General features: G+C 60.3%; 22 protein-coding genes and 2 tRNA genes. 5 read left to right on the forward strand and 19 right to left on the reverse strand.

The window, feature by feature from the left end:
* Nucleotides 1–39: 39 nt before the first annotated feature.
* The 5 genes from INHI_RS0104700 to INHI_RS0104720 all read right to left on the reverse strand — a co-directional run bounded on the left by INHI_RS0104700 (nt 40) and on the right by INHI_RS0104720 (nt 5561).
* Nucleotides 40–113 (reverse strand) — tRNA-Cys (locus INHI_RS0104700).
* 257 nt (nt 114–370) lie between these two features.
* Nucleotides 371–1120 (reverse strand): CbiX/SirB N-terminal domain-containing protein, encoded by a 750-nt coding sequence (locus INHI_RS0104705; RefSeq protein ID WP_027246898.1) that lies wholly within the window; start codon nt 1118–1120, stop codon nt 371–373.
* A gap of 186 nt (nt 1121–1306) precedes the next feature.
* Complete coding sequence (locus tag INHI_RS0104710; RefSeq protein ID WP_027246899.1) at nt 1307–3577, reverse strand: hybrid sensor histidine kinase/response regulator; 2271 nt, start codon at nt 3575–3577, stop codon at nt 1307–1309.
* Complete coding sequence (locus INHI_RS0104715; protein ID WP_027246900.1) at nt 3574–4827, reverse strand: FIST N-terminal domain-containing protein; 1254 nt, start codon at nt 4825–4827, stop codon at nt 3574–3576. Before INHI_RS0104715 ends, INHI_RS0104710 begins: the two co-directional genes overlap by 4 nt.
* Before the next feature lie 17 nt (nt 4828–4844).
* Nucleotides 4845–5561, reverse strand: a complete 717-nt coding sequence (locus INHI_RS0104720) for a LuxR C-terminal-related transcriptional regulator (RefSeq protein ID WP_027246901.1) — start codon at nt 5559–5561, stop codon at nt 4845–4847.
* A gap of 357 nt (nt 5562–5918) precedes the next feature.
* On the opposite strand from INHI_RS0104720, the gene INHI_RS0104725 reads away from it, so the two are divergent.
* The 5 genes from INHI_RS0104725 (at nt 5919) to INHI_RS0104745 (ending at nt 11805) form a co-directional block, all read left to right on the forward strand.
* Nucleotides 5919–6467 carry an SRPBCC family protein gene (locus INHI_RS0104725; RefSeq protein ID WP_027246902.1) on the forward strand — a complete coding sequence of 183 codons (549 nt, stop codon included), beginning with the start codon at nt 5919–5921 and terminating at the stop codon, nt 6465–6467.
* A 121-nt stretch (nt 6468–6588) separates the two neighbouring features.
* Nucleotides 6589–6662, forward strand: a tRNA-Gly gene (locus tag INHI_RS0104730).
* A gap of 200 nt (nt 6663–6862) precedes the next feature.
* A complete protein-coding gene (locus INHI_RS0104735) occupies nt 6863–8662 on the forward strand; it encodes an ABC transporter transmembrane domain-containing protein (protein ID WP_014875218.1) in 1800 nt (599 codons plus the stop codon).
* Nucleotides 8663–8843: 181 nt separating this feature from the next.
* Nucleotides 8844–10739 carry an acyl-CoA synthetase gene (locus INHI_RS0104740; RefSeq protein ID WP_014875217.1) on the forward strand — a complete coding sequence of 632 codons (1896 nt, stop codon included), beginning with the start codon at nt 8844–8846 and terminating at the stop codon, nt 10737–10739.
* A 139-nt stretch (nt 10740–10878) separates the two neighbouring features.
* Nucleotides 10879–11805 (forward strand): alpha/beta hydrolase, encoded by a 927-nt coding sequence (locus tag INHI_RS0104745; RefSeq protein WP_027246903.1) that lies wholly within the window; start codon nt 10879–10881, stop codon nt 11803–11805.
* A gap of 8 nt (nt 11806–11813) precedes the next feature.
* On the opposite strand, the gene INHI_RS0104750 is transcribed toward INHI_RS0104745, so the two are convergent.
* The 14 genes from INHI_RS0104750 to INHI_RS0104815 all read right to left on the reverse strand — a co-directional run bounded on the left by INHI_RS0104750 (nt 11814) and on the right by INHI_RS0104815 (nt 26181).
* On the reverse strand, nt 11814–12377 hold the full coding sequence (locus tag INHI_RS0104750; protein ID WP_027246904.1) for a DUF4453 domain-containing protein: 564 nt from the start codon (nt 12375–12377) through the stop codon (nt 11814–11816).
* Between the two features lie 56 nt (nt 12378–12433).
* Entirely contained in the window at nt 12434–13270 is an 837-nt protein-coding gene (locus INHI_RS0104755) for an alkaline phosphatase family protein (protein WP_027246905.1), read from the reverse strand.
* Between the two features lie 125 nt (nt 13271–13395).
* On the reverse strand, nt 13396–15033 hold the full coding sequence (locus tag INHI_RS0104760; protein ID WP_014880512.1) for an ABC transporter ATP-binding protein: 1638 nt from the start codon (nt 15031–15033) through the stop codon (nt 13396–13398).
* Nucleotides 15030–15845, reverse strand: a complete 816-nt coding sequence (locus tag INHI_RS0104765; RefSeq protein WP_014880511.1) for an ABC transporter permease — start codon at nt 15843–15845, stop codon at nt 15030–15032. Before INHI_RS0104765 ends, INHI_RS0104760 begins: the two co-directional genes overlap by 4 nt.
* On the reverse strand, nt 15842–16798 hold the full coding sequence (locus INHI_RS0104770) for an ABC transporter permease (RefSeq protein ID WP_027246906.1): 957 nt from the start codon (nt 16796–16798) through the stop codon (nt 15842–15844). Before INHI_RS0104770 ends, INHI_RS0104765 begins: the two co-directional genes overlap by 4 nt.
* A gap of 14 nt (nt 16799–16812) precedes the next feature.
* Nucleotides 16813–18399: an ABC transporter substrate-binding protein gene (locus INHI_RS0104775; RefSeq protein ID WP_027246907.1), complete on the reverse strand. Its 1587-nt coding sequence runs from the start codon at nt 18397–18399 to the stop codon at nt 16813–16815.
* A 454-nt stretch (nt 18400–18853) separates the two neighbouring features.
* Nucleotides 18854–19300, reverse strand: a complete 447-nt coding sequence (gene dtd / locus INHI_RS0104780) for a D-aminoacyl-tRNA deacylase (protein ID WP_027246908.1) — start codon at nt 19298–19300, stop codon at nt 18854–18856.
* A 28-nt stretch (nt 19301–19328) separates the two neighbouring features.
* The gene (locus tag INHI_RS0104785; protein WP_027246909.1) at nt 19329–20000 is read right to left on the reverse strand and encodes a nitroreductase; all 672 of its coding nucleotides are present in this window, start codon (nt 19998–20000) and stop codon (nt 19329–19331) included.
* 55 nt (nt 20001–20055) lie between these two features.
* The gene (locus INHI_RS0104790; protein WP_027246910.1) at nt 20056–21207 is read right to left on the reverse strand and encodes a TFIIB-type zinc finger domain-containing protein; all 1152 of its coding nucleotides are present in this window, start codon (nt 21205–21207) and stop codon (nt 20056–20058) included.
* A gap of 9 nt (nt 21208–21216) precedes the next feature.
* On the reverse strand, nt 21217–21744 hold the full coding sequence (locus tag INHI_RS0104795) for a cytochrome b (protein ID WP_027246911.1): 528 nt from the start codon (nt 21742–21744) through the stop codon (nt 21217–21219).
* Nucleotides 21745–21830: 86 nt separating this feature from the next.
* A complete protein-coding gene (locus INHI_RS0104800; RefSeq protein ID WP_027246912.1) occupies nt 21831–23018 on the reverse strand; it encodes an SPFH domain-containing protein in 1188 nt (395 codons plus the stop codon).
* Between the two features lie 55 nt (nt 23019–23073).
* Entirely contained in the window at nt 23074–23958 is an 885-nt protein-coding gene (locus INHI_RS0104805) for a DUF2927 domain-containing protein (protein WP_027246913.1), read from the reverse strand.
* An 86-nt stretch (nt 23959–24044) separates the two neighbouring features.
* Entirely contained in the window at nt 24045–25241 is a 1197-nt protein-coding gene (locus tag INHI_RS0104810) for a toxic anion resistance protein (protein WP_027246914.1), read from the reverse strand.
* Nucleotides 25242–25263: 22 nt separating this feature from the next.
* Nucleotides 25264–26181 (reverse strand): 5-bromo-4-chloroindolyl phosphate hydrolysis family protein, encoded by a 918-nt coding sequence (locus tag INHI_RS0104815; protein WP_027246915.1) that lies wholly within the window; start codon nt 26179–26181, stop codon nt 25264–25266.
* Between the last annotated feature and the right edge of the window lie 171 nt (nt 26182–26352).

A 26352-nucleotide genomic window follows, 5' to 3' on the forward strand; every position in this document is an offset into this window, starting at 1 on the left:
GACTATATTATCAAGGAATATAAGGTCCATATGGACATGTGGAGGCGAGTACCGGAATCGAACCGGTGTACACGGATTTGCAATCCGCTGCGTCACCACTCCGCCAACTCGCCTTACCGGTGGTGTGAGGCGTGATTAATCACATGCGGGGAGGCGGTGCAAGGGGAGCTGTGCAGAACCGGGCGGAAAAATTGAAAAATTCTGTCATGGCGCTGTCTTGTACTTAAGGGCGCGCTGACCCGGGTGTCGGGGTGATGGAGACAGATGCCTGTGCCGGTGGCATGTGGCAGGAGAAAAATCCACCCTGGAATGATCATCGCGATGATGCATGGCTGCAGGCAGAGTGCAGGAGAGCCCCGCCGCAACCAGATCAAGTCCGCATGATGCCAGGGCCGGAAAGGGCCGTGTTGAGGGCGTTTGCAATCAGCTGTGGCACCTGCGGGAGCGCGCCGAGAACCGGCAGCGTATCACCACCAAAGCTTGCATCGGCCAGCGCATCGGGGATGTCGTCGCGCACATGTTCGCCCGCTTGCGCAAAAAACGGCAGGCAGAGGCTGGGCTGCGCTGGGGTGGTGTCCTCAAAAACTCGGGCGGTCTCTGCGATGCGTGGGTCTTCCTCGACATAGCCGGTGGCCAGCGTGGTGCCGGGAAGGCGGTCGCGCATCGCAGCTGCAAAGGTCTCTGCCGCTTCTGCGGCCTTGGGACCACGGGCTGACCCATGTGCCGCGAGCAGAATGTGGGTTTGGGAGAGGGACCAACCGCGTGCGGCACAGGCAAGGGCGAGCGCGTCGCAGGCCAAGTCTGGCAGGCTTGGATCCAGCCCAAAAGGGGGGAGAAGATGAACGTTATGGCCTTGCAGGCGTCGCGGCAGCACCGAACTGGTAAACCAGCCATTTGCCATGAAGAACGGGTAGATCAGCGCCCCCTCCGGGGTCACCTGCTCCAGCCGGTCGGACATGGCAAGGGTGGCCGAACGGATATCCCACTCTGGCATCAGTGATGCGACCGCATCTGCAAGCTCCGCCAGTGCGCGTTCCTGCGGGGCGGGATCGGATGGTTGTCCGTGCGCAGTGATGATCGCGGTGGGCCGGTGCGTCGGCATTGCGTGGAGAGAGGTCATCTGGCGTGGGTTTCCGGCTGTGTGATGATCTTGGCGGCGGGATAGGTATCGCAGATAGGTAGGTATCTATAAATTTGCTACGTTTGGCCAGCACGGCCGGATCACTTTTGCGGCGGTCAGGCGCGTCACCCCGTTGTCTTTGTCAGCGCGGCTGCTGGCTTCAGGCGGAGGTGCGCAGGTTGGGCGTCAGACTTGCGGGGACCGAAGGCCGTTAAGAAAGCTGCGCAGTTGCTCTGTGTTGATAGGCTTTGCAAACAGCTGGGCATCCAGTTTCTGTGCCAGCCTGGTGATGTCCGGGTTGGGGCTGGAGGAAATGAGGCAAGCGGGCAGTGGTCCAAAATCGCGACGCAGATCCTCAATGACTTTGGCGCCGCATTGATTTGACCCCAATTGCAGGTCAATCAGCAGAACATCCGGGGTGACTTCAATTTCGGCGAGCAAGGTCCGGGCCTCATCCTCGCTGGCACAGGGCAGCACGTCGATACCCCATTGTTCCATGGTGAGGCTCAGCGCCTGGCGCAGGTCCGCATCGGCAACGATCAACAACGCGATCAATTGGGGCAGCTGCGTGGGGGCAGGGTAAGGGGCATCTGTCCTGAGGCGGGACACCTCCCCGATTGGCGGGCTGGCGGCGTCGCGGGGCAGATCGATGGCGAAGACCGTTCCACGGCCAACTTCAGATCTGAGTGTCAGGGGATGGCCAAGCAGCGCACAGGCACGTTCTACGATGGCCAGCCCCAGCCCCATGCCGTCTGCAGCACTTGCTGTGGCATTGAGGCGCTGGAATTCCGCGAAAATTCGGTTGCGGTCTTCGTCTGCAATGCCGGGGCCTGTGTCCCAGACCTCGACCCGGACGGAGGCCCGACGGGGCCGTATGCCGATCAGTACACCACCTTGATCGGTATAGCGCAGCGCGTTGGAGATCAGGTTCTGCATGATACGCCTCAGATAGGTCACATCACTCAGCACGCGCGTGCGACTGGGCCTGAGGCGCAAGATCAGCCCCTTGGCATCGGCCATTGGGCGCATCTCGTCCTGCAGCTGACCCAACAGGTCATCCAGATCTACTGAGGTCACATGGACCTCTGCGCGACCGGAATCCAGCCGTGAGATATCAAGGAGGGCGGAGACCAGTGTTTCCACACTGTCCAGCGCATTGGCTGCCTTATGCAGCGTGTTCTGAGGCGAAGCGTCAGGCAATTCGCTTTTCAGAGCCGCAACAAAGAGTTTTGCGGCAGACAAGGGTTGTAGCAGATCATGGGATGCGGCAGCGACAAAGCGGGATTTGGACGCATTGGCCCGTTCAGCGGCTTGTAGCGCGTCTTCCAGCTCCAGCGTGCGCTCCAGCACACGTTGCTCCAATGTGTCGCGCGCTTCGCTCATGGCGCGGGCCGCCTGCCGTTCAGCTGTGACATCGGTGAAGCTGATCACAAAGCCCCCATCGGGCATATCCTGCATAAACACGGTCAGAACCCGCGTCGCGCCCTGCTGAATATCGAAAGAGAGCGGAGCGCGCGCGTGCTGATCAGCGGTGGTCTGTTCGGAAGCTGAGCCGACCGCCAATTCGGTGCGCGGGCGGGCCCAGTCTGTGACCTGATCGGCGATATCCACCTGCGCAAAGGTGAACGTCTCGCGCAGCCGCTCAAAAATACTCTCAAACCGGCTGCCGATGCGAAACCTCCCGATTGGGATCGACAGAAGATCCCCCATCAGCCGGTTCCACCCGACCAGCTGGGCCTGCTGATCGAAGATGCAGACTCCTTGATTCAGGTGTTCCAATGTGGCGCGGATCAGCCGCGCCTGATCGTCCAGAATGCGTTCACGCTCCTGATGCTGAAGCCGCATGATATCGGTGACATCGGTCTGCAGAATGACCGTGCCGCCATCCGGCGTCCGGTGCTCACTCACCTGCACCCATCGACTGCCGGTCATGCGGACGTTGAACATGACGCTGCGATCCTGATGACGGGCCAGTCGGCGCGCAGCCCAAGTGGCGGGGGGCGTGCCCGCCGGGAGTGAAAGGGACGTGCTCGAACTGACCAGCTGCACATAACTGTCAAACCTCAGCCCCGGTCGCAGATCAGCGCGAATGTCTGGCATGTGCATTCCAAAGCGGCTGTTGCACATCACCAGCACATCCTGCGCATTGAAGAGGGCGAAACCTTCCTGCACGGTTTCAATGGCATTGGCGAGATTTGCGCGCGCGGCTTCGGTCTCGCGATTGGCCTCGGCAAGCTTGGCATTCGAGAGATTGAGCAGATCCAGCGTGCGCTCCAGATCGCGGGTGCGGATGCGGATTTCCTCTTCCAGCAACACGGCGCGTTCGAACTGCGCATAGGCTAGGCCTGAGGCATCCGTATCCTGTTCCACCCTGCGCATCAGGGTGGCAGTGATTTTCAGCAACTTTTCATTCTGCCGTTCCAGCGAATCGCGCGGATCAATCAGGCCCGCGGTCATGACTGGACCGCAGCGTCGTCTGTTTCGGGCGGGTAGATGGCGACACCGGTCAGGGTCTGGTTCACATGGATGGAGTTCACCTGCTCGCCGTAGGTGCAAAATCCCACTGCGCGGTGTTTGGCCAACAGCGCGGATATCTGCGGGGTGAGCTGTTTCTGCTGGGCTTCCATCCGTCGCAGAAGGCAATCGCAGGCCAGAATCACATCCGGTGTCCGGGTTTCTCCCAGTGAAGACAGCGCACGGTCGAGATGATCCACCATGTCGAGAGGCTCTGCCAACGTCAGCACGACCCCTTCGTCGATGGCTGAGAAGAACACAAGATCGCCAGTGTCTGCGACCTGCTGGATGGCGCGGACATGATGCTGGCCCCCAATGCGCACCACCAGGGGATGGGCGGCAAAGGTAAAGGTGGTCAGCTGTTCCGGATCCTTGCCCAGCAGGCGCGCATATTCACGGGCCGCGGGTTCTGCGTTGATCTCATAGACCAATCTGCGGGCAGGATCAGCCCCGGTCACCACCATGCGCTGGGCCGTCGGTACAAGATGATCGGTGTTGAAGACTTTGATCGGGCAGTTGCTGCGGATCTGCAGCAAGACCGCAGCGTTCTGCCGGGCCTCTCCGTTGCAAAGAACATAGGTCGCGCCAAAATCGGTGCTATCCCCGGCGGATCCTCCAAACAGTGGCACCGGGCCAAGCCCTGGCGCTAGATCGGCGGTGAGCGCGTCCTCCTTGACCGACAATCCATCCACCAACAGAAAGGCAAATTCGGATCCCCACTGCGGTGTCTCCCGCGCCATGTCATTGCGATTGCGGATAATCTGGTCGATCTGGCTCTGGGCATCATAGGCGTTCAGATCGTCAATAGGCAGGACACGTGCGCAGAAATGGCTGCGCGGAAGGCCGATAGCGACAATCTCTCCGTCTGTGTAACCGGCTTCGCCGATTTCGCCTGCGGTGGTGCAGCCAATCACCCGTGCGGGGGCCAGATCACGTGTCGCCGCAGCGCTGAGCGCATGGATGTCGGCCTGCGGAGAAACAAAGAGAATGACCAGCTCAAGATCATCCAGCGGCGCCAGCATCTGTGCCAACTTCGCCGGCGCATCGGGCGCGTCGGCCACAGCAAAACCGGTGCGGGTGATGCGACTGGCCTGGTGTAATGCGGAAGCCATCGCGGGCAGCGTGCGCCCAGCCTCAACCGGCGCGACTGCGGGGGAGCTGGCGTTGGCGCGGGGAGGGGCAGGGCGTGTCATGGCGGATGGTAGGCAGGTCAGCCAAGATCTTTCAAGACGTTTGCAAAGCTGGTTTCCTTTGCGATCAGAACCGCTTGGGTACGGCTTTGCACGCCGAGTTTGCGCATGATTGCGGTGACATGGGCCTTGACCGTGGTTTCGGCAATCGACAGGTCATAGGCGATCTGTTTGTTCAGTTTGCCAGCACAAATCAGTTGCAAGATGCGCGCCTGCTGATTGGTCAGTGTCGCCAGTCGTCCGGTCGCGTCCTGCGTTTCGCTGTCGCGGGGTAGCAGCACGTAGCCGGGCGGGACAAAGGGCGTGCCCCTTGCGATCGCGTCAAATGCGCTGATGTAGATCTCGCGCTGACTGTGCTTGGGGACGAAACCTGCGGCGCCGGAGTGGATGGCGGCACTAATCACCCGATTGTCCGCCATCGACGAGACGACAAGGATCGGCGCGCTGGTGGCGTTGCGCAACCGGATAAGCCCGTCCAGCCCATGAACATCCGGCAGGTTCAGATCCAGGACCACCGCATCCGGGGTGGCAGCATCGGCAATCTCGGCTATGGCCTGTTCCAGAGTCGGCGCGGTTGCGATGGTGCTGATCCCGACCGTCGCGCGCAACGTCATCGCCAGCGCATCGCAGAACAGCGGATGATCCTCGACGATCAGCGCGGTGACAAAGCGGGCCGATTTCGCAGGCTCGGCGTTACCGCTCTGGGTCGGGGGGCTTGTGGGGGGCGACTGTGTCATCAGGCTCCTGAGATCGGTCGGGCGGTTCGTCCGTGGCGCAGGCCGGGACCGGCGGTGAATTAAGCGCCGCTTGCGGCAAGAATCATGCTAACAGCAGAGATGCAGACCTACCAATAGGCGAAAGGTCGAAGCCTATGATCAGCGCCTATGATCTGGTTAGAAAATGGCCGGCAGCAGACCGATGGCGCGCGCTGGCCTCAAACGTTAGGGCGGCGCGCATCATCAGTCTGCTGGCTTGCAACCAATGTCGCATATCGGAGCGGTTATGGTTTCGGCTATGCAAATGTCACGCAGGCGGTCCGCTGCCTGCCAAGAAACCGCTCGTCAGCAGATAGCCAGAAGAAGGAAAAAGCGCTTATGAAACTTGCCGATACCCGCACCATAGATGCTCCGCGCGCCGAGGTCTGGCAGGGGCTTCTGGATGCCGAAACCCTGAAGAACGCGGTGCCCGGCTGTCAGGAAATGGAAGGTTCCGCCGAGGACGGCTTTACGGCGGTTGTCGTGCAGAAAGTCGGCCCGGTGAGGGCGACATTTCGCGGTACTGTGATGCTCTCTGATCTTGATGCGCCAAACAGTCTGACCCTGCGCGGCGAAGGCAAAGGTGGGGCGGCCGGGTTTGCCAAAGGGGATGCCCATGTGACCTTGAGCGACGGCGAAGATGGGCAAACCCTGCTGACCTATGAAGTGGAGGCCAAGGTCGGTGGCAAGCTGGCGCAGCTTGGCAGCCGTATCATTGATGGCTTTGCCAAGAAAATGGCCGATCAGTTCTTCGAGCGGTTTCAGGCGGCTGTTGAAGGCGAGGGGGCGGCTGGCGCCGACGTGGAGGCAAACGATGCGGGCGCAGAAACGCCTGCCGAAGGCGACGCGCCGCGCAAGGGCTGGATCGGCCGCGTGCTGGGCAGCTGACGAGGCCGCAGATCAGATCTGCGGCAGTGGGTGGTTCCAAGCGAAGCTACGAAATGTGAGATTTTCACGTCAGATCTGCTTGACGCTCAGAAAGCACCGATTTATAGACCAAATTCCCTGAGCGGGTATGGTGAAATGGTATCATAAGAGCCTTCCAAGCTTAAGGTGCGGGTTCGATTCCCGCTACCCGCTCCAGGACATCCCATATCAGCTGATATCTTGTTGTGTTCGCGTTGTATTTTCACCACGCGACACGGCTGTTTGATGTTCGGCATGCGGCGCTATGGCCGCGGATGATGACCTCTGTGCGCTTGACCTCAGAGGTTTGCGCAGTCATGAACCTTGGCGATGCGCAGGTCAGAGTTCCTGCCACACGGAACGTCGAAGGAGCTGACATGGCGGGAAATCAAGCGGTCCCGACTGCGGATGTAGAGCGCGAGAAATCACGCAAAGTTGGTGTTCTCTCTGCTCTGTGGCCATTCATGCGCCCCTATCGTGTGCTGATGGCCATGGCGACGCTGGCGCTGGTGTTGACAGCGGGCCTGTCGCTGACCTTGCCGCTGGCGGTACGTCGGGTGGTCGACAATTTCCGGATATCCGAAGCCGCGCTCCTTAATCAGTATTTCGCCGCCGCCCTTGTGATTGCAGCTCTGTTGGCGGTCGGCACCGGTCTGCGCTACGCGCTGGTCACACGGCTTGGAGAGCGGGTGGTTGCCGATATCCGTAAGGCGGTGTTTGACCGCGTCATTGGCATGAGCCCGGCATTCTTCGAACAGATCATGACCGGTGAGGTGCTGAGCCGGATCACCACGGATACGACGCTGATCCAGTCGGTTCTCGGATCGTCGGTGTCGATTGCCCTGCGCAACATGTTGATCTTCATCGGGGGGCTGGTGCTGATGCTGCTGACCTCGGCCAAACTGACCAGCCTTGTTCTGCTGATTGTGCCTGCGGTGATCGTGCCGATCCTGGTGTTGGGGCGGCGCCTGCGCAAGATCAGCCGTGAGAACCAGGATTGGATCGCTGCCTCATCCGGCAATGCAGGGGAGGCGCTAGGCGCAGTGCAGACGGTTCAGGCCTATACCCATGAAGTGGCAAGCCGAAGCGAATTCAGCCGTCTGACCGAAACCGCCTTTGACGTGTCGATGCGACGTATCCAGACGCGCGCCTTTCTGACCGTCATCGTGATCTTCCTGGTGTTCTCCGGGGTGGTTGGGGTGTTGTGGATGGGCGCCAATGACGTGCGCGCAGGCGTGATGACCGAAGGTACATTGGTGCAATTCGTGATCTATGCGGTGCTGGTGGCAGGATCCGTGGCCGCGCTGTCGGAAATCTGGAGCGAATTGCAGCGGGCCGCCGGCGCGACCGAGCGTTTGGTGGAGCTGCTGACGGCTGTGGATCAGGTTCAGGACCCCAAGTCGCCCCAAGCGCTTGCCGCACCGGTGCGCGGGGAAATCCGGTTTGACAACGTGTCCTTCCGCTATCCCGCACGGCCACAGATCCCGGCGTTGGTGGATGTTTCGCTTACCGTGCAGCCGGGTGAAACAGTCGCCTTTGTCGGGCCGTCTGGTGCAGGCAAGACAACGATCATCCAGATGATCCAGCGGTTTTACGATCCGACGTCTGGTGCTGTTTGCCTGGATGGTAGGCCGCTGCGGGAACTGCAACGGGATGACTTCCGCCAGCATATTGCGCTGGTGCCGCAGGATCCGGTGATCTTTGCGCTGTCCGCGCGCGACAATATTCGCTTTGGCCGTCCCGGTGCCAGTGATGCCGAGGTTGAGGCCGCTGCCCGGGCCGCTGCGGCCCATGACTTCATTTCTGCACTACCCGAAGGCTATGACAGCCAGGTTGGCGAGCGCGGTGTGATGCTGTCGGGTGGCCAGAAACAGCGGATCGCCATCGCGCGTGCCATCCTGCGTGACGCGCCGGTGCTGCTGCTGGACGAGGCGACCTCTGCGCTTGACGCCGAAAGCGAACGTCTGGTGCAGGCCGCCGTGGACGAGCTGAGCCAAGGCCGGACCACACTCATCGTGGCGCATCGTCTGGCGACCGTGAAAAAGGCTGACCGCATCGTGGTCATGGAAGAGGGGCGCATCATCGCCACCGGCACCCATGATCAGCTGGTTGCCGAGGACGGTCTTTACGCCCGCTTGGCGCGTTTGCAGTTCACCGACGGAATGGCGGCAGAATAGGCAATACTGGCCTCGAACGCTCAGAAATTCGGTTTCAAGGTTGAAAACTGTCAAATGTCGCTGCGTCAAAGCGCAGGCTTCCTTGACGTGACCCTGTCGGCGCGCTTGCACGACGGGCCGTTTCAAATCATTTTGTGTTAACTGAAATTCCCCGGCACAAGGGGACTAGGGGAGGAAACCAATGGGATTTGCCACGGCCGCGGACTGCTTGGCACTAGTGAATGAGATGCCTTTCGGGCAACGGAATATGCCGACAACGCTATACGGGCTGTTGTCCCGTACGGCCGGGAAGTTTCCCGACAACAAGGCAATAAGTTATCAGATCTTTTCCGGTCCGACCGATAAGGCTGAGACCCTGACCTGGCGCCAGTTGAAAGACAAGGTGACCCAAGCGGCGAATATGTTCCGTTCAATGGGCATCGGCGAAAAGGATGTGGTGGCCTATATTCTGCCCAACTGCAACGAAACGGTTGTGACCCTGCTGGGCGGCGCCGTTGCGGGTATTGCCAATCCTATCAACCCATTGCTTGAGCCAGAACAGATCGCCTCGATCCTGCGCGAAACCGGGGCCAAGGTCGTGGTGACGCTGAAACCCTTTCCCAAGACCGATGTGGCACAGAAGGTCGCCGAGGCCGTGCGCCATGCGCCCAAGGTGCATACGGTTCTGGAAATCGACCTCAACCGTTATCTGACACCGCCAAAATCCTGGATTGTGCCCCTGATCCGTCCCAAGCTTGAGGGCAAGGACAAGCTGGCGCATGCGAATTACAAAAACTTCAACCGCGAGCTGCGCAAACATCCTACCGAGCTGACGTTTGCGGATTCGGACAGTGACCGAGTGGCTTGCTATTTCCACACCGGCGGCACAACCGGCATGCCCAAAGTGGCGCAGCACACCTATTCCGGCATGAACTACAACGGCTGGTTGGGCAGCAAACTGCTGTTCACCGAAGAAGACAACATCATGTGCCCGCTGCCGCTGTTCCATGTCTTTGCGTGCCATGTGATCCTGATGGCTGCTGTTGCGTCTGGCGCGCATGTGGTGTTCCCGACTCCGCAGGGCTATCGCGGCGAGGGGGTGTTCGACAATTTCTGGAAGCTGGTCGAACGGTGGAAAATTTCCTTTATCATTACAGTGCCAACGGCGATCTCGGCCAAGATGCAGCGGCCTGTTGATGCGGATGTCTCAACCGTGAAAACCGCCTTTTCCGGGTCCGCGCCGCTGCCGGTGGAGCTGTTCAGGCGGTTCGAAGAGGCAACGGGTGTGAAAATCGTTGAGGGCTATGGCCTGACCGAAGCCACATGTCTGGTGTCCTGCAACCCGGTGTTGGGTGAAAAGAAAATTGGGTCCATCGGCATTCCGCTGCCCTATACCGATGTGAAAATCGTCAAGGGCACCGACGAGGGAACCGTAGAACTGGGTGTGGATGAGATCGGCGAGATCTGCATCTCCAGCCCCGGTGTTTACGCCGGTCATACCTATACAGAGGTCGAGAAGAACGAAGGGTTGTTCTACCAAGACACGCATCTGCGGACCGGCGACCTTGGGAAGCTGGACAGCGACGGGTATCTCTGGATCACCGGTCGTGCCAAGGATCTGATCATTCGCGGTGGTCACAATATCGACCCGGCCGAGATCGAAGAGGCGCTATTGGGCCATGAGGCCGTCGCCTTTGCCGGTGCTATCGGCCAGCCAGATGCCCATGCCGGCGAGGTGCCCTGCGCCTTTGTCGAGCTGGTGGACGGCGCAACTGTGACGCCTGACGAGCTTCTGGCTTATTGCCAAATTCACGTACACGAGCGGGCTGCGATCCCCAAACATGTGACTGTGATGGATGAGCTCCCGAAAACGGCTGTGGGCAAGGTCTTCAAACCGGATCTGCGCAAGAATGCGATTACCCGGATCTACAACGACGCGCTGCTGAAGGCTGGTCTGCCTGCGCGCGTTGAACATGTGGTCGATGACAAGGGCCGTGGACTGGTCGCGCAGGTTGAAGAAAACGGCGCCAAGGCCTCGGACATTTCCGATGTACTGGGCGTCTTTACCCGTCCATGGGAACCTATGCCCAAGGCATGATCACATGCCCTCGGTCTTGGCCGTTCACAGAGGTTGAGAAAGCGCCCCATTGGGGCGCTTTTTTCGATTGTGGGGCATGGTTTTTGGCCGCGGCGCTGCTAGGCTCATCCGGCGCACTACGAAACGGGGAACGGGCAAGATGAATTACGAACGGCTGATCGACGAAGAAACCTGGGCCTTTATCAAAAAAACAGGTGAGTGTTATCCGGATGATGCCGTTGATCTGACCATCGAAGAGCAGCGAGAGGTCTACAACGCCATGGCCGCTGAGTTCCGTACGGCCCGCCCTGACATTGTCAGCTGTGAGGACCGTTTGGTCGGTGCCGTACCGGTGCGCATTTACACCGCCGGAGAGCCGGGCTGTACGGTAATGTTCTGTCACGGAGGCGGGTTTGTCGTGGGCGGTCTGGACAGCCATGATGATGTCTGCGCCGAACTCTGCGCCCAGACCGGTTATCGCGTGGTGGCGGTCGACTACCGGCTGGCACCGGAACATCTGCATCCTGCTGCCTTTGACGACGCCTGGGCGGTCTGCCAGTGGATCCACGAGAGTTTTGATGGTGACCTTGTGCTGGCGGGTGACAGTGCTGGCGCAAATCTCTGCGCTGCAGTGGCGCATCATGCGCGTGGACGTCTCACGGGGCTGGTCGGTCAGGTGCTGATCTATGGGGCCTTTGGCGGTGATATAGACGAAGGCTCATATCTTGAGCACGCCCAAGCCCCGATGCTGACGCGGGATGATCTTCTGTTTTATGGTGATATTCGCCGTCCTGATGGTGCAGGCGATGCACCAGACCCGACCATGGCTCCGCTTTCGGACAGTGATTTCGCCGGGCTGCCTGCCACCGTGCTGGTCACCGCTGATTGCGATCCGGTGCGCGATGACTCCCGCCACTACCGCGATAAGATTTTGGCCGCAGGGGGCAAGGCGCATTGGATCAATGAGCCGGGGCTGGTCCATGGCTACCTACGCGCCCGCCACAGCGTTGGCCGCGCCCGCGACAGTTTTGAGCGGATTTCTGTGGCCGTGGAAGCGCTGGGGCAGGGGCTCTGGCCTTACGAGTGACGCCAGACCTAACCTGCAAAATCACGGCATTGTTCGGGTGCGGCACTGCGATCATACCACCCCCCGCTCTTGACGCGCCAATCGCTCGTGTGGGTGGTCACATAGGACCAATTGCCCACCGGAAGATGGGAGTACCCAATGACATCGCCGGGCTGGATCAGTCCAATGCGGGCGGTCCCCGCGCTGTGACCTGAGTAAAGCGGGACCGGCGCCCCCAGCCAGCCGAGGCAGGCGCTTTCAAACTCATCCCGGATCGGCAGATCGACAAGCAGGCGGCGCAGGTGGGTGTCATTAAGTGCCAGTTGACGGCGTTTGGTGTTGACCTTGCAGCCGTGAAATTGCTCTAGCCCCCGGATTTCCTGCACCTGTCGATTGCTATGTGGGTCAAGCGCAACCGATTTTCCCAGACAGTCGCTATTGTCAAAGACGCTTTGACCCAATGTCGACCCAAAGCAATAGCCCGCCCGGTCCATGATCAGGTTTCGGGTGAACCACAGATCATCACAGCCATCCTGCGCCAATGCGGGCAATGGCAGAAGCAGTAGTATCAGGGCAAGGCAACGTCTGGTCATGGCAGGCTCCTGTCGGGCGGATATAGTGATCGCCCAAAGAAGCCTGCCACGGATCCTCAGCTGAGGAAAGATTTTGCCTTCATCGTGTCGGCAATTGGCGCGCCGAGACGGTTGAGAATGGTGGGGGCCAGTTGCAGCTGATCGATCACCACATCCTCTGCGGGGCCTGTCGCATCCCCAAAGTAATAGAGCGCGGTTTCCTGCTGCAGGGGGCTGCGCCCGCCGTGGTGCCCGCGCTCATCCTGGCCATGATCTGCGGTAACGATGATCTCGTAGCCCATTTCGCGCCATTTGATTATGAACGGGGCCAGCATCTCGTCCATCACGAAACAGGCGTGATCCATCTCCTGACAGTCGTGGAAGAACCGGTGCCCCATGCAATCCAGCGTGCAGGTGTGCAGCATGCCGTAGTTGAGGCCAAAGCGCAGGCAGAGGTTGGTCAGCGTGCCAAACAGATCCACATCGGACGGCGTCATCTGGTTCACCAATCCATAGCCGGTCATGGAATGAAACCGCCCATGATTGATGGTGGCGCTTTCGGGTTCGTCATATTCCACATCGCGCACCGGATCATAGGGATGGCGATTGAAGAACGAGGACCAGAAACTATGCGCGACCGCACCGGTCACGCCGCCGCCGTCGCGGACCTGACTGAACACATCCTTGTGGCCCAGACGGAAGACATTGCCATTGCCGGTACAGCCATGTTCCGCAGGGACAACGCCGGTGTGGATCGAGGCATAGCAGCTGGCAGAGATCGACGGCAGCACTGCCCGGTGTTTCCAGACCCGCGCTTCGCCGCTGTCAACCCAGCCTTCCAGATTGCCAAACAGCCGACGGAAATTGCGCCAGGGGACGCCGTCCAAGATGATGAGGAGAAGTTTGTTGTCCATCGCAGAACCCAGGGTCTTGTAAAGGTGAGGTAAAAAGGCGGTCGTGAGGAGTGTTCCTGCGACCGCCTTTGATAGCGTTCCGCCGCAGTTGCCTGCGACGGGGGATGATATGTACTGCCTGCCCGCTAGTTGCCGGCACTTTCCATCTTGCGATTGGCGATGACTTCTTCCAGCCAGCCCAGGCGCATTTCCGGTACCGAGCTGAGCAACAGATCGGTATAGTCGTCAAAGGGTGGCGACAGCACCTCGGTCTTGCCGCCATAGCGTTGCACGCGCCCCTGATACATCACTGCGATATTGTCCGAAATCGCCCGCACTGTGGCGAGGTCATGGGTGATGAACAGGAAGGCGACATTCTCGATCTTCTGCAGTTCCAGCAACAGCTTGAGGATGCCGTCTGCCACCAGCGGATCCAGCGCCGAGGTGACCTCGTCGCAGATGATCATCTTCGGTTTGGCGGCCAGAGCGCGGGCAATACAAACACGCTGTTTTTGCCCACCCGACAGCTCTGCCGGGTAGCGATCCATGAAGCTTTCGCCCAATTCGATCTCATCCAGCAGCTCAATGATCCGCTTGCGCTTCTCTGCGCCTTTCATGCCGAAGTAGAACTCCAGCGGGCGCCCGATGATGGTGCCGACGGTCTGGCGCGGGTTCATGGCCACATCTGCCATCTGGTAGATCATCTGCAACTCGCGCAGGTCTTCGCGGCTGCGCCCCGCCAGATCGGAGGACAGGGTACGCCCTGCGAACTCGATCTCGCCCTCGCGCGGTGGCAACAGACCGGTGATCACCCGTGCGAGTGTCGATTTCCCAGAGCCGGATTCCCCGACCACGGCCAGTGTCTGACCAGGGTGCAGATCAACGTTCACATTGTGCAGCACGTCGAATTTGGTGCCCTTGTAGCGCGCGGTGATATTGCGCACGCTGAGCACCGGCTCCGGGGTGGGGGCCTTCTCCTCATGGGTGATGGAGCGCACCGAGACCAGAGCCTGCGTATACTCCTCCTGCGGTGCGTTGATGATCTGATCGACGGGGCCGTATTCCACCATATTGCCATGGCGCAGCACCATGATGTCGTCGCTCACCTGCGCCACAACCGCGAGGTCGTGGGTGATATAGAGCGCGGCGACACCGGTGTCGCGGATGGCTTCCTTGATCGCCATCAGCACCTCGATCTGTGTGGTCACATCCAGCGCCGTGGTCGGTTCGTCAAACACCACCAGATCCGGCTCCGGGCAGAGCGCCAGCGCGGTCATGCAGCGTTGCAGCTGCCCGCCGGAGACCTGATGCGGGTACCGCTCGCCGATATTGTCAGGATCAGGCAGACCCAGCTTGGCAAACAGCGCGCGCGCGCGCGCCTCGGCGTCCTTTTTGGAGAACTTGCCCTGCTCAACCGCTGCTTCGATCACTTGTTCCATGATTTTCTTGGCTGGGTTGAACGAGGCCGCCGCCGATTGCGAGACATAGGTGACCTCGCCGCCGCGCAGACGGCGGATATCGCGCAGTTTGGATTGCAGGATATCGCGACCGTTCACCCAGACCTCGCCGCCGGTGATTTTGACTCCACCGCGGCCATAGGCCATGGAGGCCAGACCGATGGTGGATTTGCCCGCGCCGGATTCCCCGATCAGCCCCAGCACCTTGCCCGGTTGCAGATCAAAACTGACACCATGCACGATCTCGATGTCGTGGGGCTTTTCACCCGGCGGGTAGACAGTTGCGCCGATCTTGAGATCGCGCACTTTCACGAGAGGTTCGCTCATCCGCGGCCTCCTTTCAGTGATGTTGTGCGGTTCAGGACCCAGTCCGCGACAAGGTTGACCGAGATCGCAAGGGTGGCGATGGCGATGGCAGGCAGCAGAGCCGCCGGGATGCCATAGACAATGCCTTCCTTGTTTTCCTTCACGATCCCGCCCCAGTCTGCTTCGGGAGGTTGCACGCCAAGGCCAAGGAACGACAGGGTCGAGACAAACAGCACCATAAAGATGAACCGAAGTCCCATTTCGGCCACCAGTGGTGACAATGCATTGGGCAGGATCTCACGGAAGATGATCCAGACGGTTTTCTCACCACGCAGACGGGCCGCCTCGACGTAGTCCATCACCTCAATATCGACCGCAACCGCACGGGCGAGACGATAGACACGCGTGGAGTCCAGCAGCCCCATGACCACGATCAGCACTGGCACGGTGACTGGCATCACTGACAGCACCACAAGGGCAAAAATCAGCGTTGGGATCGACATCACCAGATCGACCAGCCGCGACATCACCTGATCCACCCAGCCGCCGGAGACGGCAGCAAAGAAACCCAGGATTGATCCCGTGGTAAAGGACAGAATGGTGGCCGCTGTCGCGATGAAGATGGTCGTCCGCCCGCCGTAGATCATTCGGCTGAGAAGATCGCGACCGATGTTATCGGTGCCAAGAAGATGCTCGGCTGTACGTGGCTCCCAGACGTCACCAACGATTTCGGCCATGCCGTAGGGGGCCAGCAGCGGGGCAAAGATCGCCATGAGAAAATAGAGGGCCGTGAACAACAGCCCAATCATTGCAGAGATAGGGATATTCTTCATTTCGGATGCCTCAGACGCGGGTTGGACAGGATGGCCACAATATCGGCGATCATGTTCAGAACGATATAGACCGCCGCAAAAATCAGACCGCAGGCCTGCACCACCGGCACGTCACGCTTGGACACATGGTCGACCAGATACTGCCCCATACCGGGGTAGACAAAGACCACTTCGATCACCACGACGCCCACCACCAGATAGGCGAGGTTCAGCATCACCACGTTGACGATTGGTGCAATGGCGTTGGGGAACGCATGGCGGGCAATCACCTTAAATGTGCTGAGGCCCTTCAGTTCAGCGGTCTCAATATAGGCCGATTGCATCACATTGAGGATCGCGGCCCGCGTCATGCGCATCATATGCGCCAGAACCACCAGCGTCAGCACGGCGACGGGCAGGGCGATTGCGTTGAGTTTTTCCAGCAAGCTCATGGAATCATTGATCATCGCAACGGAGCTGAACCAGCCCAGCTGTACAGCGACGAAATAGATCAGAAGATAGCCGATCAGGAATTCCGGGATCGAGATCGAGGCCAGGGTCACGGCCGAGATCAGTTTGTCAGGCCAGCGGTCACGGTAACGCACCGCCAGAAGGCCGAGAAAGATTGCCAGCGGAACCGAGATGACAGCAGCCCAGAACGCCAGGAACAGCGTATTGCCAAGGCGGCGACCGATGCTGGTTGCAATGTCCTGACCATTGGTCAGCGCGGTGCCCAAATCGCCCTGCAGGGCGCCGAACAGCCAGTCGAAATAGCGCAGTACGGCAGGTTCATTCAGGCCCAGCTCTTCGCGCAGATTGGCGAGCGCCTCAGGGGTGGCCGACTGGCCCAGAATGGACTGCGCCACATCGCCGGGCAGGATCAAGGTGCCCACAAAGATGAGCACGGATGCGGCAATCAAGAGAATTAATCCCAGCGCTAGGCGCTGGGACACAAGTTTTACGACGGGGTGCATGGCATAGACCTCTATCAGGCCAACCAGCACTTATGCGACCATTTGCCGGCCATGGTGTCGCCGGTGGAATCCACCACCCAACCCTGGACCTTGCTGCTGGTCGCTTCGATGAAGTCGTTGAACATCGGGCAGATCAGACCACCCTCGTCCCGCACCATCATGCCCATCTGGCTATAGAGCGCCTTGCGCTTGGCTTCGTCCAGCTCGCCGCGGGCGGCAAACAACAGCTTGTCGAAGTCTTCGCGCTTGAAGCGGGTGTCGTTCCAGTCTGCGGTCGACAGATAAGCGGTCGAATACATTTGATCCTGCACAGGACGGCCACCCCAGTAGGAGGCGCAGAAGGGCTGTGCATTCCAGACTTCCGACCAGTAGCCATCACCGGGTTCACGCTTCAGCTCAAGCGGGATGCCGGCTGCGTTCGCGGACTGCTGGAACAGCTGTGCTGCGTCCAGAGCACCGGGGAAAGCAACATCCGACACCCGCAGAGTGATTGGGCTGCCGTCATGGCCGGATTTCTTGTAGTGCTCAGCCGCTTTGGCCGGATCGAAGGGGCGCTGCGGAATGCTGTCGTCAAACAGCGGGTAGGCTGCATTGACGGGCATGTCGTTGCCAACGGATCCGTAGCCGCGCAGCACTTTGTCGACCATTTCCTCGCGGTTGATGGCGTATTTCAGTGCCAGACGCAGTTCGTTGTTGTCGAACGGCGCGGTGTCGCAATGCATGATGAACACATAGTGACCCGGACCTGCGGCATTACGCACGGTGAGGTTCGGCGCGCGGTCCAGCAGACCTGCGACCTTTGGCTCAACACGGTTGGCGATGTGGACCTGACCAGACTGCAGCGCCGCCATACGGGCGGTTGCATCGTTGATCACAACGATCTCGACCTCATCAACGTGGCCGCGGGTGTCATCCCAGTAGTTGGGGTTTTTCTTCCACATGTGGCGTACGCCGGGTTCATCCGCCTCCAGCATATAAGCGCCGGAGCCGATGCCTGCCGCCGGATTGTCAAAGCCGCCATCAGGTTGGATCATCAGGTGATAATCGGCCATCAGATAGGGCAGGTCGGCGTTGGGTGTGGTCAGCTCGACGATGAAGTTGTCACCATCGGTCTTCATGCTCTCGATACCGCGCATGATGCCCAGAGCACCGGACTGGCTGTCATCGTTAGAGTGACGCTCCATCGTGCGCATCACATCTTCGGCGGTCACAGACTTGCCGTTGTGGAATTCTACACCCTTACGGATCTTGAAGGTCCATGTCTTGGCGTCTGCGCTGGCTTCAACGCTTTCGGCGACGCGGTTTTCAATGCCGCCCTTGGGCGTCACATTCACCAGCGTTTCACCGAACTGATAGAGGTTGTGATAAGGCACTTGGCTGGCGGCCACAGCCGGATCCAGCGAGTCGGTGCTACCACCGCCGATGGAGCCCAGCTTCAGCGTGCCCCCTTTGACCGGGCCTGCGGCCTCAGCTGCACGGGCAAACATGCTGCCTGCAACAGCGGCGCTGATCCCCAGTGCAGCGGTTTTGCCCATGAACTCACGCCGGGTCATTTTACCGGAGGTGACGCTTTGCGTCATGAAATCAAGTTGGTCTTTCATTGCGGACTCCCTGTCGTATTTAGACGCTGAACACGTCATTTCTTGAATTGTCATTCAAGGTTTGCGCATTTGATGCGACCTCGCAACCCTTATTAGCGTCCTTTTTGGCACCAGCGGGGGCGGCAAAGTCATCAAGAGACGGCGATCCCGTCGTCTTTTGCGACTGCTATGTCGTATTTGGTAGGAAGTGAATGCTTGGCGGGACAATATGTGGAAAAAGCCTCCCGGATCAGAGACCAAATATTATCCCGCTCACAGCGAAGTATTCGCCAATGGCTGGCAGAAATCAGCATATTTTCGGCCAAAACGTGTGTGTGGATCGGGTTTCTCGGCCGGGACGGGCAGATGACACAATGTCGACTTTTCAGACCTTCGCCGCGATTTGGGAGGCGGAGATCGGGCCGAATGTACTGTTTAGGACCTGACGAAACGCGACATTAACAGCCTGCGCAGATCACCAGTCGGCGCTGTCCATCCAGATGGTCACCGGGCCGGAATTGACCAGGGCAACCTGCATATCCGCACCAAACGATCCGCGCGCCACCGGTACGTCCAGCGCGGCAAGCTGATCGGCAAACCGGGTATAAAGTGCACGGCCCAGTTCAGGGGCGGCGGCATTGGAAAATCCGGGGCGGTTGCCCCGGCGGGTGTCGGCAGCAAGGGTGAACTGGCTGACCACCAGCGCGCTGCCGCCAATATCCTTGACCGAGCGGTTCATCTTGCCCGTGTCATCACGAAAAATCCGCAGTTTGCTGATTTTGGCCGCCATCTGATCGGCTTGCGCTGCACTGTCACCTTCCATGGCGCAGATCAGGATCAATAGGCCGGGGCCGATATCGCCGATGACATCACCGTCGACACTGACAGAGGCTTCAGAAACGCGTTGGATCAGAGCACGCATAGTCTCTCCTATTCACTGGTCGGAGGCGTCAGTCGCGCCAGCTGGTAAAATCGCTCAATTCGGCGCGTTCGGTTCGGAATTGATTGGCAGGATGGTCCGGATCACCGTAGCCGAAGGACAGCGCACAAAGGATATTGCGATCCTCAGGTATGTCGCAGAACTGATGTAGCATCGGGGCGTATGTGGCGACCGCAGCCTGCGCAATGGTCGCCACACCTGCGGCTGTCGCAGCAAGCATGAAACCGGTGACAAAGCCTCCGCAATCCAGCGCGCCATAGGGACCTAGCCCCTTCGGGCTGGTCAGAATGGCGCAATGGGGTGCGTCAAACAGGGTGAAATTGCGCATCATCTGTTGGTGAGATGCGGCGCGATCGCCGCGTTCGACACCCACCGCCTCATATAAGGCCCAGCCGCAGGCCTGACGGCGTGTCTTGTACTCGCCGCTGTAGCGTTCCGGAAACGGCAGATCCGGCGCAACGGGATCTTTCATGACCGCCTCCATCAACGCGGATCGCAGCGCGTTGGTGGCCGCACCGCTGAACAGGGTTACCTGCCAGGGCTGGGCATTGCACCAGGACGGGACCTTCTGCGCGCATCGCAAAATATCCTCGATCACCGCGCGGGGCACCGGCTCGGGACGAAAGGCACGACAGCTGTGGCGCTGACTGAACAGGGCATCAAGCGCGGGCAGAGTGGTCATGGCGGATCCTTGATTTCTGACATCAGTAAGTGGACATGAGGGCGAGCCTTGGCTGTCAACGCGATCCGAAATACGCCACAGCGCCGCCAAGGATCAGTGCCAGGATAACGGCCGATGCAATCTTCCACGCGGAGTAAGGGCGTTCCCCCTGTACACGGCCCGATTGCCCGTTGACCACAAACCGGTAGGTTTTGCCACGGTACTTGTACGCGGCGAGCCAGACCGGCAGCAGCACATGTTTGAATGTGATATCGGAGAAATTGCTGTCGATATGTTCAATGCGCTGTCGATCCCCACCGATGTCAAAACGCACGTCACGTTCAATCACCCGGCGCATCCGCGCGTTTGCTTCGCTGTAACCGTCGGCCAGCTCCACTGCATAGGCCTCGGCCCGGAACCCGGCCAGATACTGCGGCTGATAAGGTTCCAGCGCGGACAGATCCCAGGGTTCCAACGCGTCGGTGTTCTTTTTCGGCAGGCTTTTGGAGGCCAGCACCAGCACATCATCGAAAAACCGCTGGACCCGACCCGTGACTGGCCGCCAACGCACCTTGGGCACTTGGCGGGATTGGCGCTTGCCATCGACCATGACGGTTTCGGTGACATAATAGACCGTGCCGCGCTGGCCGCGATATTGCGACCGGGTTTCGGCGTCAAAGGTCCAATAGGGGACATAGATCCCGTCCATACGCCGCCCCTTGCGGGCGTATTGTTGCAGGCCGTTTGGGGCGAACCACAGCTGACCCAGCCAGTCTGACATGGCCTTATGGGCGCTGCGCTCATCAAAGGCGAAGGGCAACACACCCTTTGGCTTGATGTGACGGTGGGTGCCGGTATCGGTCACCATAGGCGTGGCGCAGAAAGGACATTCGCCCGCATGGTCCTTTGGGTCCAGCTCCACCTGGGCCGCGCAATTGGGGCAGCGCAGGACGCGGGTTTCTTCCATGTCGGCCTCTGCCAGACCGGACGACAGGGCGGTCTCGAAATCCAGTTCGCGCAGGCTGCCACCGCGCCAAGGACCGGAACGTATGGTTTCCTGATGGCCGCAATGATCGCAGGTCAGCGTGCCGTTCTGCGGGTCATAACGATAGTCTGCGCCGCATTGTTCGCAAGGGAACCGGTGTTCTGCCGACTGAGCGTGGGCGCCGGAGGACGCAGGGGGCACGGCAGTGAGCGGGCCGGGTGGCGGCGGTGGGGGTTGGGTCACGGGGGAGCCTCAGAGATACTTGTGTAGCAGTTTCGGCACCATGATGCGCCGGGCGTTGTCCTTCAACAGGAAATGACGCCAAAGATGAAAGACCCCGTGCAGCACAATGACGATGAGCAGCGCATCAAAGGCGATTTCATGCAGGTCTTCAGCCAGTTCATGCAGGTTGCGGCTGCCCGCCGCAGGGTTGATCGGCACAACCCCAAAAGCACGGATCGCAAAGGGCGCCAGCATCCCGGCCAGCGCGCCGGTTGCAACCATAATCGGCAGGCCGATTTGCAGAACACGATGGTTCAGCCCATGGAACCGCTTGGCCCAGCCGGGCAGTTTGGGACCGGCGCGCGCGGCTAACCCATTGCGCAGATAGATTGTGGTCCAGATCAGCACGACCAGCGCTAGGATCAACCCAACCCCGGCATAGGTGGCCAACGCCAGCCCAGGGGCTGCGCTGTTTTCCTCCGGCTCCACCAGGTAGAAGTAGACGATAAGAGCGAGGCTCAGCCAGCGGAGCCATTTGAGCGCACTGCGTCGGATCATGACTGCTTAATCCTTCGTGGCAAGGAGGCTGCGTCGGTCGTGAGAAAGGGCGCCGATGATCACAGCGCCCTTGGGTCGGTTTCATGTCAACCCGCAGGAGGGGGCGGAGGCGGTGGTGGGGGCATGATGGTAAAGAGCTGCGCCAGTTCCAGCACATCGCCAGCTGTCTTCCAGCCGTCCTGACCCGGGGTCCAAACCAGGCTGTCCCGGCGCAACCCGCCCTCCTGCGCCATCCGACCAAGGCGTGCTTTGGAGAAGGGGCCGGTGGTCTGTCCATTCTCGGCGATGTGCCAGACGTGTTCCACCGGCGGCGGCGGCGGGGCCACCGGGGCGGTCATCGGTGCGGTTTGCGGGGCAGCGGGTGCGGGGCGTGCGCCCCAAGGACCGGCGGGCTGACCCGCTGCCTGACCGGCGGCACCCGGTTGCGCCATCTGCGCCATCTGTTGGGCCATCGCCATGCCCATTCCCATGCCCATACCAGCCCCCATGCCGCTGTTGGGCGTCTGGGCTGCGGCGGTCATCGCCTCGGCGGCAGAGAACTGCGTGTAGCGGCCAAGATCACCGACGATCCCCATCTGGGTGCGCTTGTCCAGCGCCTGTTCGACCGCGGCGGGCAGCGAGATGTTCTCGATATAAAGCTCCGGGATCGCGATGCCGTAGTCTGCAACCGTTGCGGAAATCTCTGCTGCGACCAGCTTGCCCAGATCCGCAGTATTCGCCGCCATGTCCAGCACCGGGATGCCGGACCCTGCCAGCACCCGGCTCGCCTGTTGAACGATAATGTTGCGGATCTGGAAGGAGATTTCATCCATGGTGAATTCACCATCGGTGCCGACGATCTCGGTCAGGAACCGGGCCGGGTCCACCACCCGGATGCTATAGGTGCCAAAGGCACGCAAGCGAACGGGACCGAACTCCGGGTCCCGCGCCATGATGGGGTTCTTGGTACCCCACTTCAGATCGTTGAACCGGGTGGTGTCGACGAAATAGATCTCGGACTTGAACGGCGACTGAAACCCGTGGTCCCAATGCTGCAGCGTCGTCATGACTGGCATGTTGTTGGTCTCTAGCATGTAGAGTCCGGGGGTAAAGACATCCGCCAGCTGGCCTTCATGGACAAAGACAGCAGCCTGACCTTCGCGGACCGTCAGCTTGGCGCCGTATTTGATCGCATGGCCTTCACGCTCAAATCGCCAGACCAGCGTGTCATTGGTGTCGTCGGTCCAGTGGATGACGTCTATGAACTCTCCCTTGAGAAAGTCGAAAATACCCATTGTCTTCATCCTTGTTCGGCGATGCCAGAGCATCGGGTCGGCAAATGCGGGGCCGCTACTGCGGCTCCCCCATGATATCATAGGCGATTGTTTGCACGATCGGGCGGGCCTCCTCGGCGGACATGCCGGGGCGCAGGCGTGGATCATACAGGATCTGCAGAAGCTTCTCGTCCTGGCTGGTGAGCAGCGCAAATTCATCGTCATCGTTGAAGATTGAGGGACGCGCGTGCGGGCTGTCGTTGCGCAGGCCAAGGCCTTGAGCGATTTCCTCGTGGATACAGCTGCGCCGTGCCAGATCCGGATGCTCTGCGCGAATGAGCGCCACTCCGCGCATATAAGACGAGGGATCCGCCTGCAGACCTCCGGCGCGCACCAGACAATAATAGCTTTGCGGCGGATTGGAGAAGACCTGAAGATCGGCGTCGCTGATCGACGGCAGGATTTCCCGCACCCGTCCGGCCACATAGGCACTGTCATCTGCGCCAGCGAAGATCACGTTGAAATTGGCCCGTGCGCGGCTGGTTGTCATACTGATCGGATGACCGGTGATCCGGGCCAGACGGGCGGCATATGCCTCCAACGTTGAGCGGTCTTTCTGCTGCTGTTCGGCGCTGACCGAGGGGCCGAAGTCGGCCCTCAGGCGCACCGGCCCGTCCCACCGCCCCAGCGCGCCGGAGGTGCGCAGATTGCCGCTCCCGTATTCATCGTAGAAGGCGATCTGCTCAAAGTTCCTGCGCAGATCGTCAGCGTCATAGGGCGTCTCCGGCCCGCCACCATCTGTCCGCAATAGCCCACGGGTGAGCAGATCCTGCTGCAGGGCACCATAGTAGCGAGCCAGGCGCTGGCTCTCGACGGAGGGCGGTTTGGGCTGCGGGGCCAGGTTGGCAGGGCGCGTTGGCGGCACCAGCGAGGTGCGCTGAGCCAGGGGATCGCAGCCCATCAGGAGCGCAGTCCCGGTCAGCGCGCCGACAAGCACCGGCACCATTCGTCGCTTTCGGGCGCGCTGCCATATGCGGTGGGTCTTGCTCATGCGGTGCCGGGAACCGCCGTAGCAGCTGTGTCGCCAACACCGTCTCGGCGTGCCTTGGCTGCGGCGAGGGTGTCGCGCAATTCTGCTTCCATCTTTTTCAGATCTTCCTCAGCTGCGGCGCGTTTGGCCTTGCCCTCGTCAGCGATCTGCAGGCTATCCTGAATGGTGCCGATCAGATCGGCATTGGCCTGTTTCACCGCTTCGATGTCGAAAACGCCGCGCTCCATTTCCTGACGGATTACCTTGTTGGTTTCGCGTAGGTTGGCGGCGTTTGAGGTCAACAGCTCATTTGTCAGGTCATTGGCATCGCGTACGGCCGCCGCTGCCTCTGCCGAGCGCTGGATGGTGACAGCCTGCGCCAGCTGGGTCTCCCAAAGCGGCACGGTGTTGACCAGAGTAGAGTTGATCTTGGTCACCAGGGATTTGTCATTTTCCTGCACCAAACGGATTGAGGGCAGTGACTGCATGGTGACCTGACGGGTCAGTTTCAGATCATGCACCCGGCGTTCCAGATCGTCGCGGGCGGCGCGTATGTCGCGCAACTCCTGCGCGCGCATCACCTGATCGCTCTCAGCCGCAGCGGCGACAGCGGCTTCCAGGGCGGGGATCTCATTGGCATCCAGTTCGGCCAGCTTGGCCTCACCTGCTGCAATATAGAGCGCCAGTTCGTCATAGAAGCTCAGCGTTTTGGCATAGAGCAGATCCAGCGATTTGATATCTTTGAGCAGCTGATGCTCATGACCGAGGAGATTATCGGTGATGCGGTCGATCTGGCCCTGCACATCCTCAAACCGGGCGGTGAATTTGGCAAAGGGTGCGGCGCGACCCAGCAGACGCTCCCAGAAGCTGCGCTTGCGGCGCACGTCCAGTTCGGACACGGAAAAGCCACGGATGGTGGTGACGATATTGCGCAGACTGTCGCCGGCGGGGCCGACGTCTTTGTTGCGCACATCCGTCAGCATAGCCTGGCTAATCTGCTGCAATTCAGCCTGTGCGCCAGAACCGAAATTGATGATCGAGTTGCTGTCCGACATGTCGATCTGCGCCATGCGGGACTTGATATCGGCGCTGGTGGCCTCATCCGCCTGTTCCAGCGACTGGATCTCCGCCACCGGTTCCGGCAGCTCAATCGCGGTGATCTCGGAAACTATTTGCGTCTCCTTGGCGGCTTTCTTCTGGGTCGTCTCGGACATGTGCAAATTCCTTATGGCTGTGTCAGCGGGTGTCCAGATGAACGCCCTCGCGCTGCAAACGATCCCGCAGCACGTCGATTTCAACGGTTAGATCGGTGCGATCCTCCAGCAGCATCTTGCGGGTGCGGGCGGCGAAATTCTGTTCGAGGTCAGTCAGCAGGGCCAGAAAATCCTGCCGGGCCTGAGTGTCGCCGCTGCGGGTATAGATATCGGCGAATTTGATGGTCGCATCGCGCGCCCCCATCAAATAGACGGTGAGGTAGCGCCGCGCGCCGGTCAGATCGCGGGGGTCTTCCTCAACTGTACGAAAGAGGTCGCGCGCCACCTCCTGAAAGGCCTCAACCTGCTGCTCGACCTTGCGGTCGCGGGCGCGCAGGGCGGCATCCTTCATTGCGGAGAGATAGGTTTCGGCCTCGTCCACTACACGGGCAACGCGGTCACGTTGGAAATCATCAATGCCTTCAGTGCCCTTGTCGCGCAGGGGATCAACGCCAAAGGCCGCCAGATGCAGGCCAGTCGCCGCAGCGGCATAAATCAGCGCGCTGAGGGCGCCGGGGTCCTGCCGCCAGACAGCAAACAAGGCGCCGATACCGCAGAGCAGCGCCGCCAGGATCTTGCGTGGCAGGGCAGGGCGGCGGGCAACCTTGCGATCATCATAGGCGGCTTCAGCCCGCAGGCCATCGCGCAGCAGATAGGCCGACCCGGCCCATGTCGCTGCGGCAAGCAGGCCAAACGCCAGACCCGCCGCGTCCGAGAAGACAGACATCAGGACCACCAGCCCCGCGGGCAGCGCCATCAGATTGGCGCGCATGCCGACTGGATCAACTTTGGCGCTGCGATAGCTGTTGGCGCTGGAGGTGGTGTGGTCGGAGGTGGGGGCTTTATCTGCCCCTGTGTCGCGGCCATCAGGGCTGTATTTGCCGCCAAAACGCTGTGCCATGGGGTTAGCCTCCGACCAGCCAGCCGGTTGCCAGGCCAATCAACAGGATCAGCAAGGCCACAAAGGCGAGTTTCTGCACGTCTGTTCCCCCAAGATGAGCGCTGCAAGCAACTGGAAACTTAGGATATGCAGCGTCATCTTGCTAGGGGGAACTCTGAAATCGTGGACGCA

Source organism: Phaeobacter inhibens DSM 16374 (genome assembly GCF_000473105.1).
GTDB classification, from domain to species: Bacteria; Pseudomonadota; Alphaproteobacteria; order Rhodobacterales; family Rhodobacteraceae; genus Phaeobacter; species Phaeobacter inhibens.

Bases quoted from the DNA above. Each gene is read 5' to 3' on its own strand.
- INHI_RS0104725 (WP_027246902.1), top strand. From the start codon at position 5,919: ATGAAACTTGCCGATACCCGCACCATAGATGCTCCGCGCGCCGAGGTC.
- INHI_RS0104755 (WP_027246905.1), bottom strand. From the start codon at position 13,270: ATGGACAACAAACTTCTCCTCATCATCTTGGACGGCGTCCCCTGGCGC.
- INHI_RS0104705 (WP_027246898.1), bottom strand. From the start codon at position 1,120: ATGACCTCTCTCCACGCAATGCCGACGCACCGGCCCACCGCGATCATC.
- INHI_RS0104775 (WP_027246907.1), bottom strand. From the start codon at position 18,399: ATGAAAGACCAACTTGATTTCATGACGCAAAGCGTCACCTCCGGTAAA.
- INHI_RS0104750 (WP_027246904.1), bottom strand. From the start codon at position 12,377: ATGACCAGACGTTGCCTTGCCCTGATACTACTGCTTCTGCCATTGCCC.
- dtd (WP_027246908.1), bottom strand. From the start codon at position 19,300: ATGCGTGCTCTGATCCAACGCGTTTCTGAAGCCTCTGTCAGTGTCGAC.
- INHI_RS0104760 (WP_014880512.1), bottom strand. From the start codon at position 15,033: ATGAGCGAACCTCTCGTGAAAGTGCGCGATCTCAAGATCGGCGCAACT.
- INHI_RS0104710 (WP_027246899.1), bottom strand. From the start codon at position 3,577: ATGACCGCGGGCCTGATTGATCCGCGCGATTCGCTGGAACGGCAGAAT.
- INHI_RS0104795 (WP_027246911.1), bottom strand. From the start codon at position 21,744: ATGATCCGACGCAGTGCGCTCAAATGGCTCCGCTGGCTGAGCCTCGCT.
- INHI_RS0104765 (WP_014880511.1), bottom strand. From the start codon at position 15,845: ATGAAGAATATCCCTATCTCTGCAATGATTGGGCTGTTGTTCACGGCC.
- INHI_RS0104810 (WP_027246914.1), bottom strand. From the start codon at position 25,241: ATGTCCGAGACGACCCAGAAGAAAGCCGCCAAGGAGACGCAAATAGTT.
- INHI_RS0104785 (WP_027246909.1), bottom strand. From the start codon at position 20,000: ATGACCACTCTGCCCGCGCTTGATGCCCTGTTCAGTCAGCGCCACAGC.
- INHI_RS0104715 (WP_027246900.1), bottom strand. From the start codon at position 4,827: ATGACACGCCCTGCCCCTCCCCGCGCCAACGCCAGCTCCCCCGCAGTC.
- INHI_RS0104745 (WP_027246903.1), top strand. From the start codon at position 10,879: ATGAATTACGAACGGCTGATCGACGAAGAAACCTGGGCCTTTATCAAA.
- INHI_RS0104720 (WP_027246901.1), bottom strand. From the start codon at position 5,561: ATGACACAGTCGCCCCCCACAAGCCCCCCGACCCAGAGCGGTAACGCC.
- INHI_RS0104740 (WP_014875217.1), top strand. From the start codon at position 8,844: ATGGGATTTGCCACGGCCGCGGACTGCTTGGCACTAGTGAATGAGATG.
- INHI_RS0104800 (WP_027246912.1), bottom strand. From the start codon at position 23,018: ATGGGTATTTTCGACTTTCTCAAGGGAGAGTTCATAGACGTCATCCAC.
- INHI_RS0104735 (WP_014875218.1), top strand. From the start codon at position 6,863: ATGGCGGGAAATCAAGCGGTCCCGACTGCGGATGTAGAGCGCGAGAAA.
- INHI_RS0104805 (WP_027246913.1), bottom strand. From the start codon at position 23,958: ATGGGCTGCGATCCCCTGGCTCAGCGCACCTCGCTGGTGCCGCCAACG.
- INHI_RS0104815 (WP_027246915.1), bottom strand. From the start codon at position 26,181: ATGGCACAGCGTTTTGGCGGCAAATACAGCCCTGATGGCCGCGACACA.
- INHI_RS0104770 (WP_027246906.1), bottom strand. From the start codon at position 16,798: ATGCACCCCGTCGTAAAACTTGTGTCCCAGCGCCTAGCGCTGGGATTA.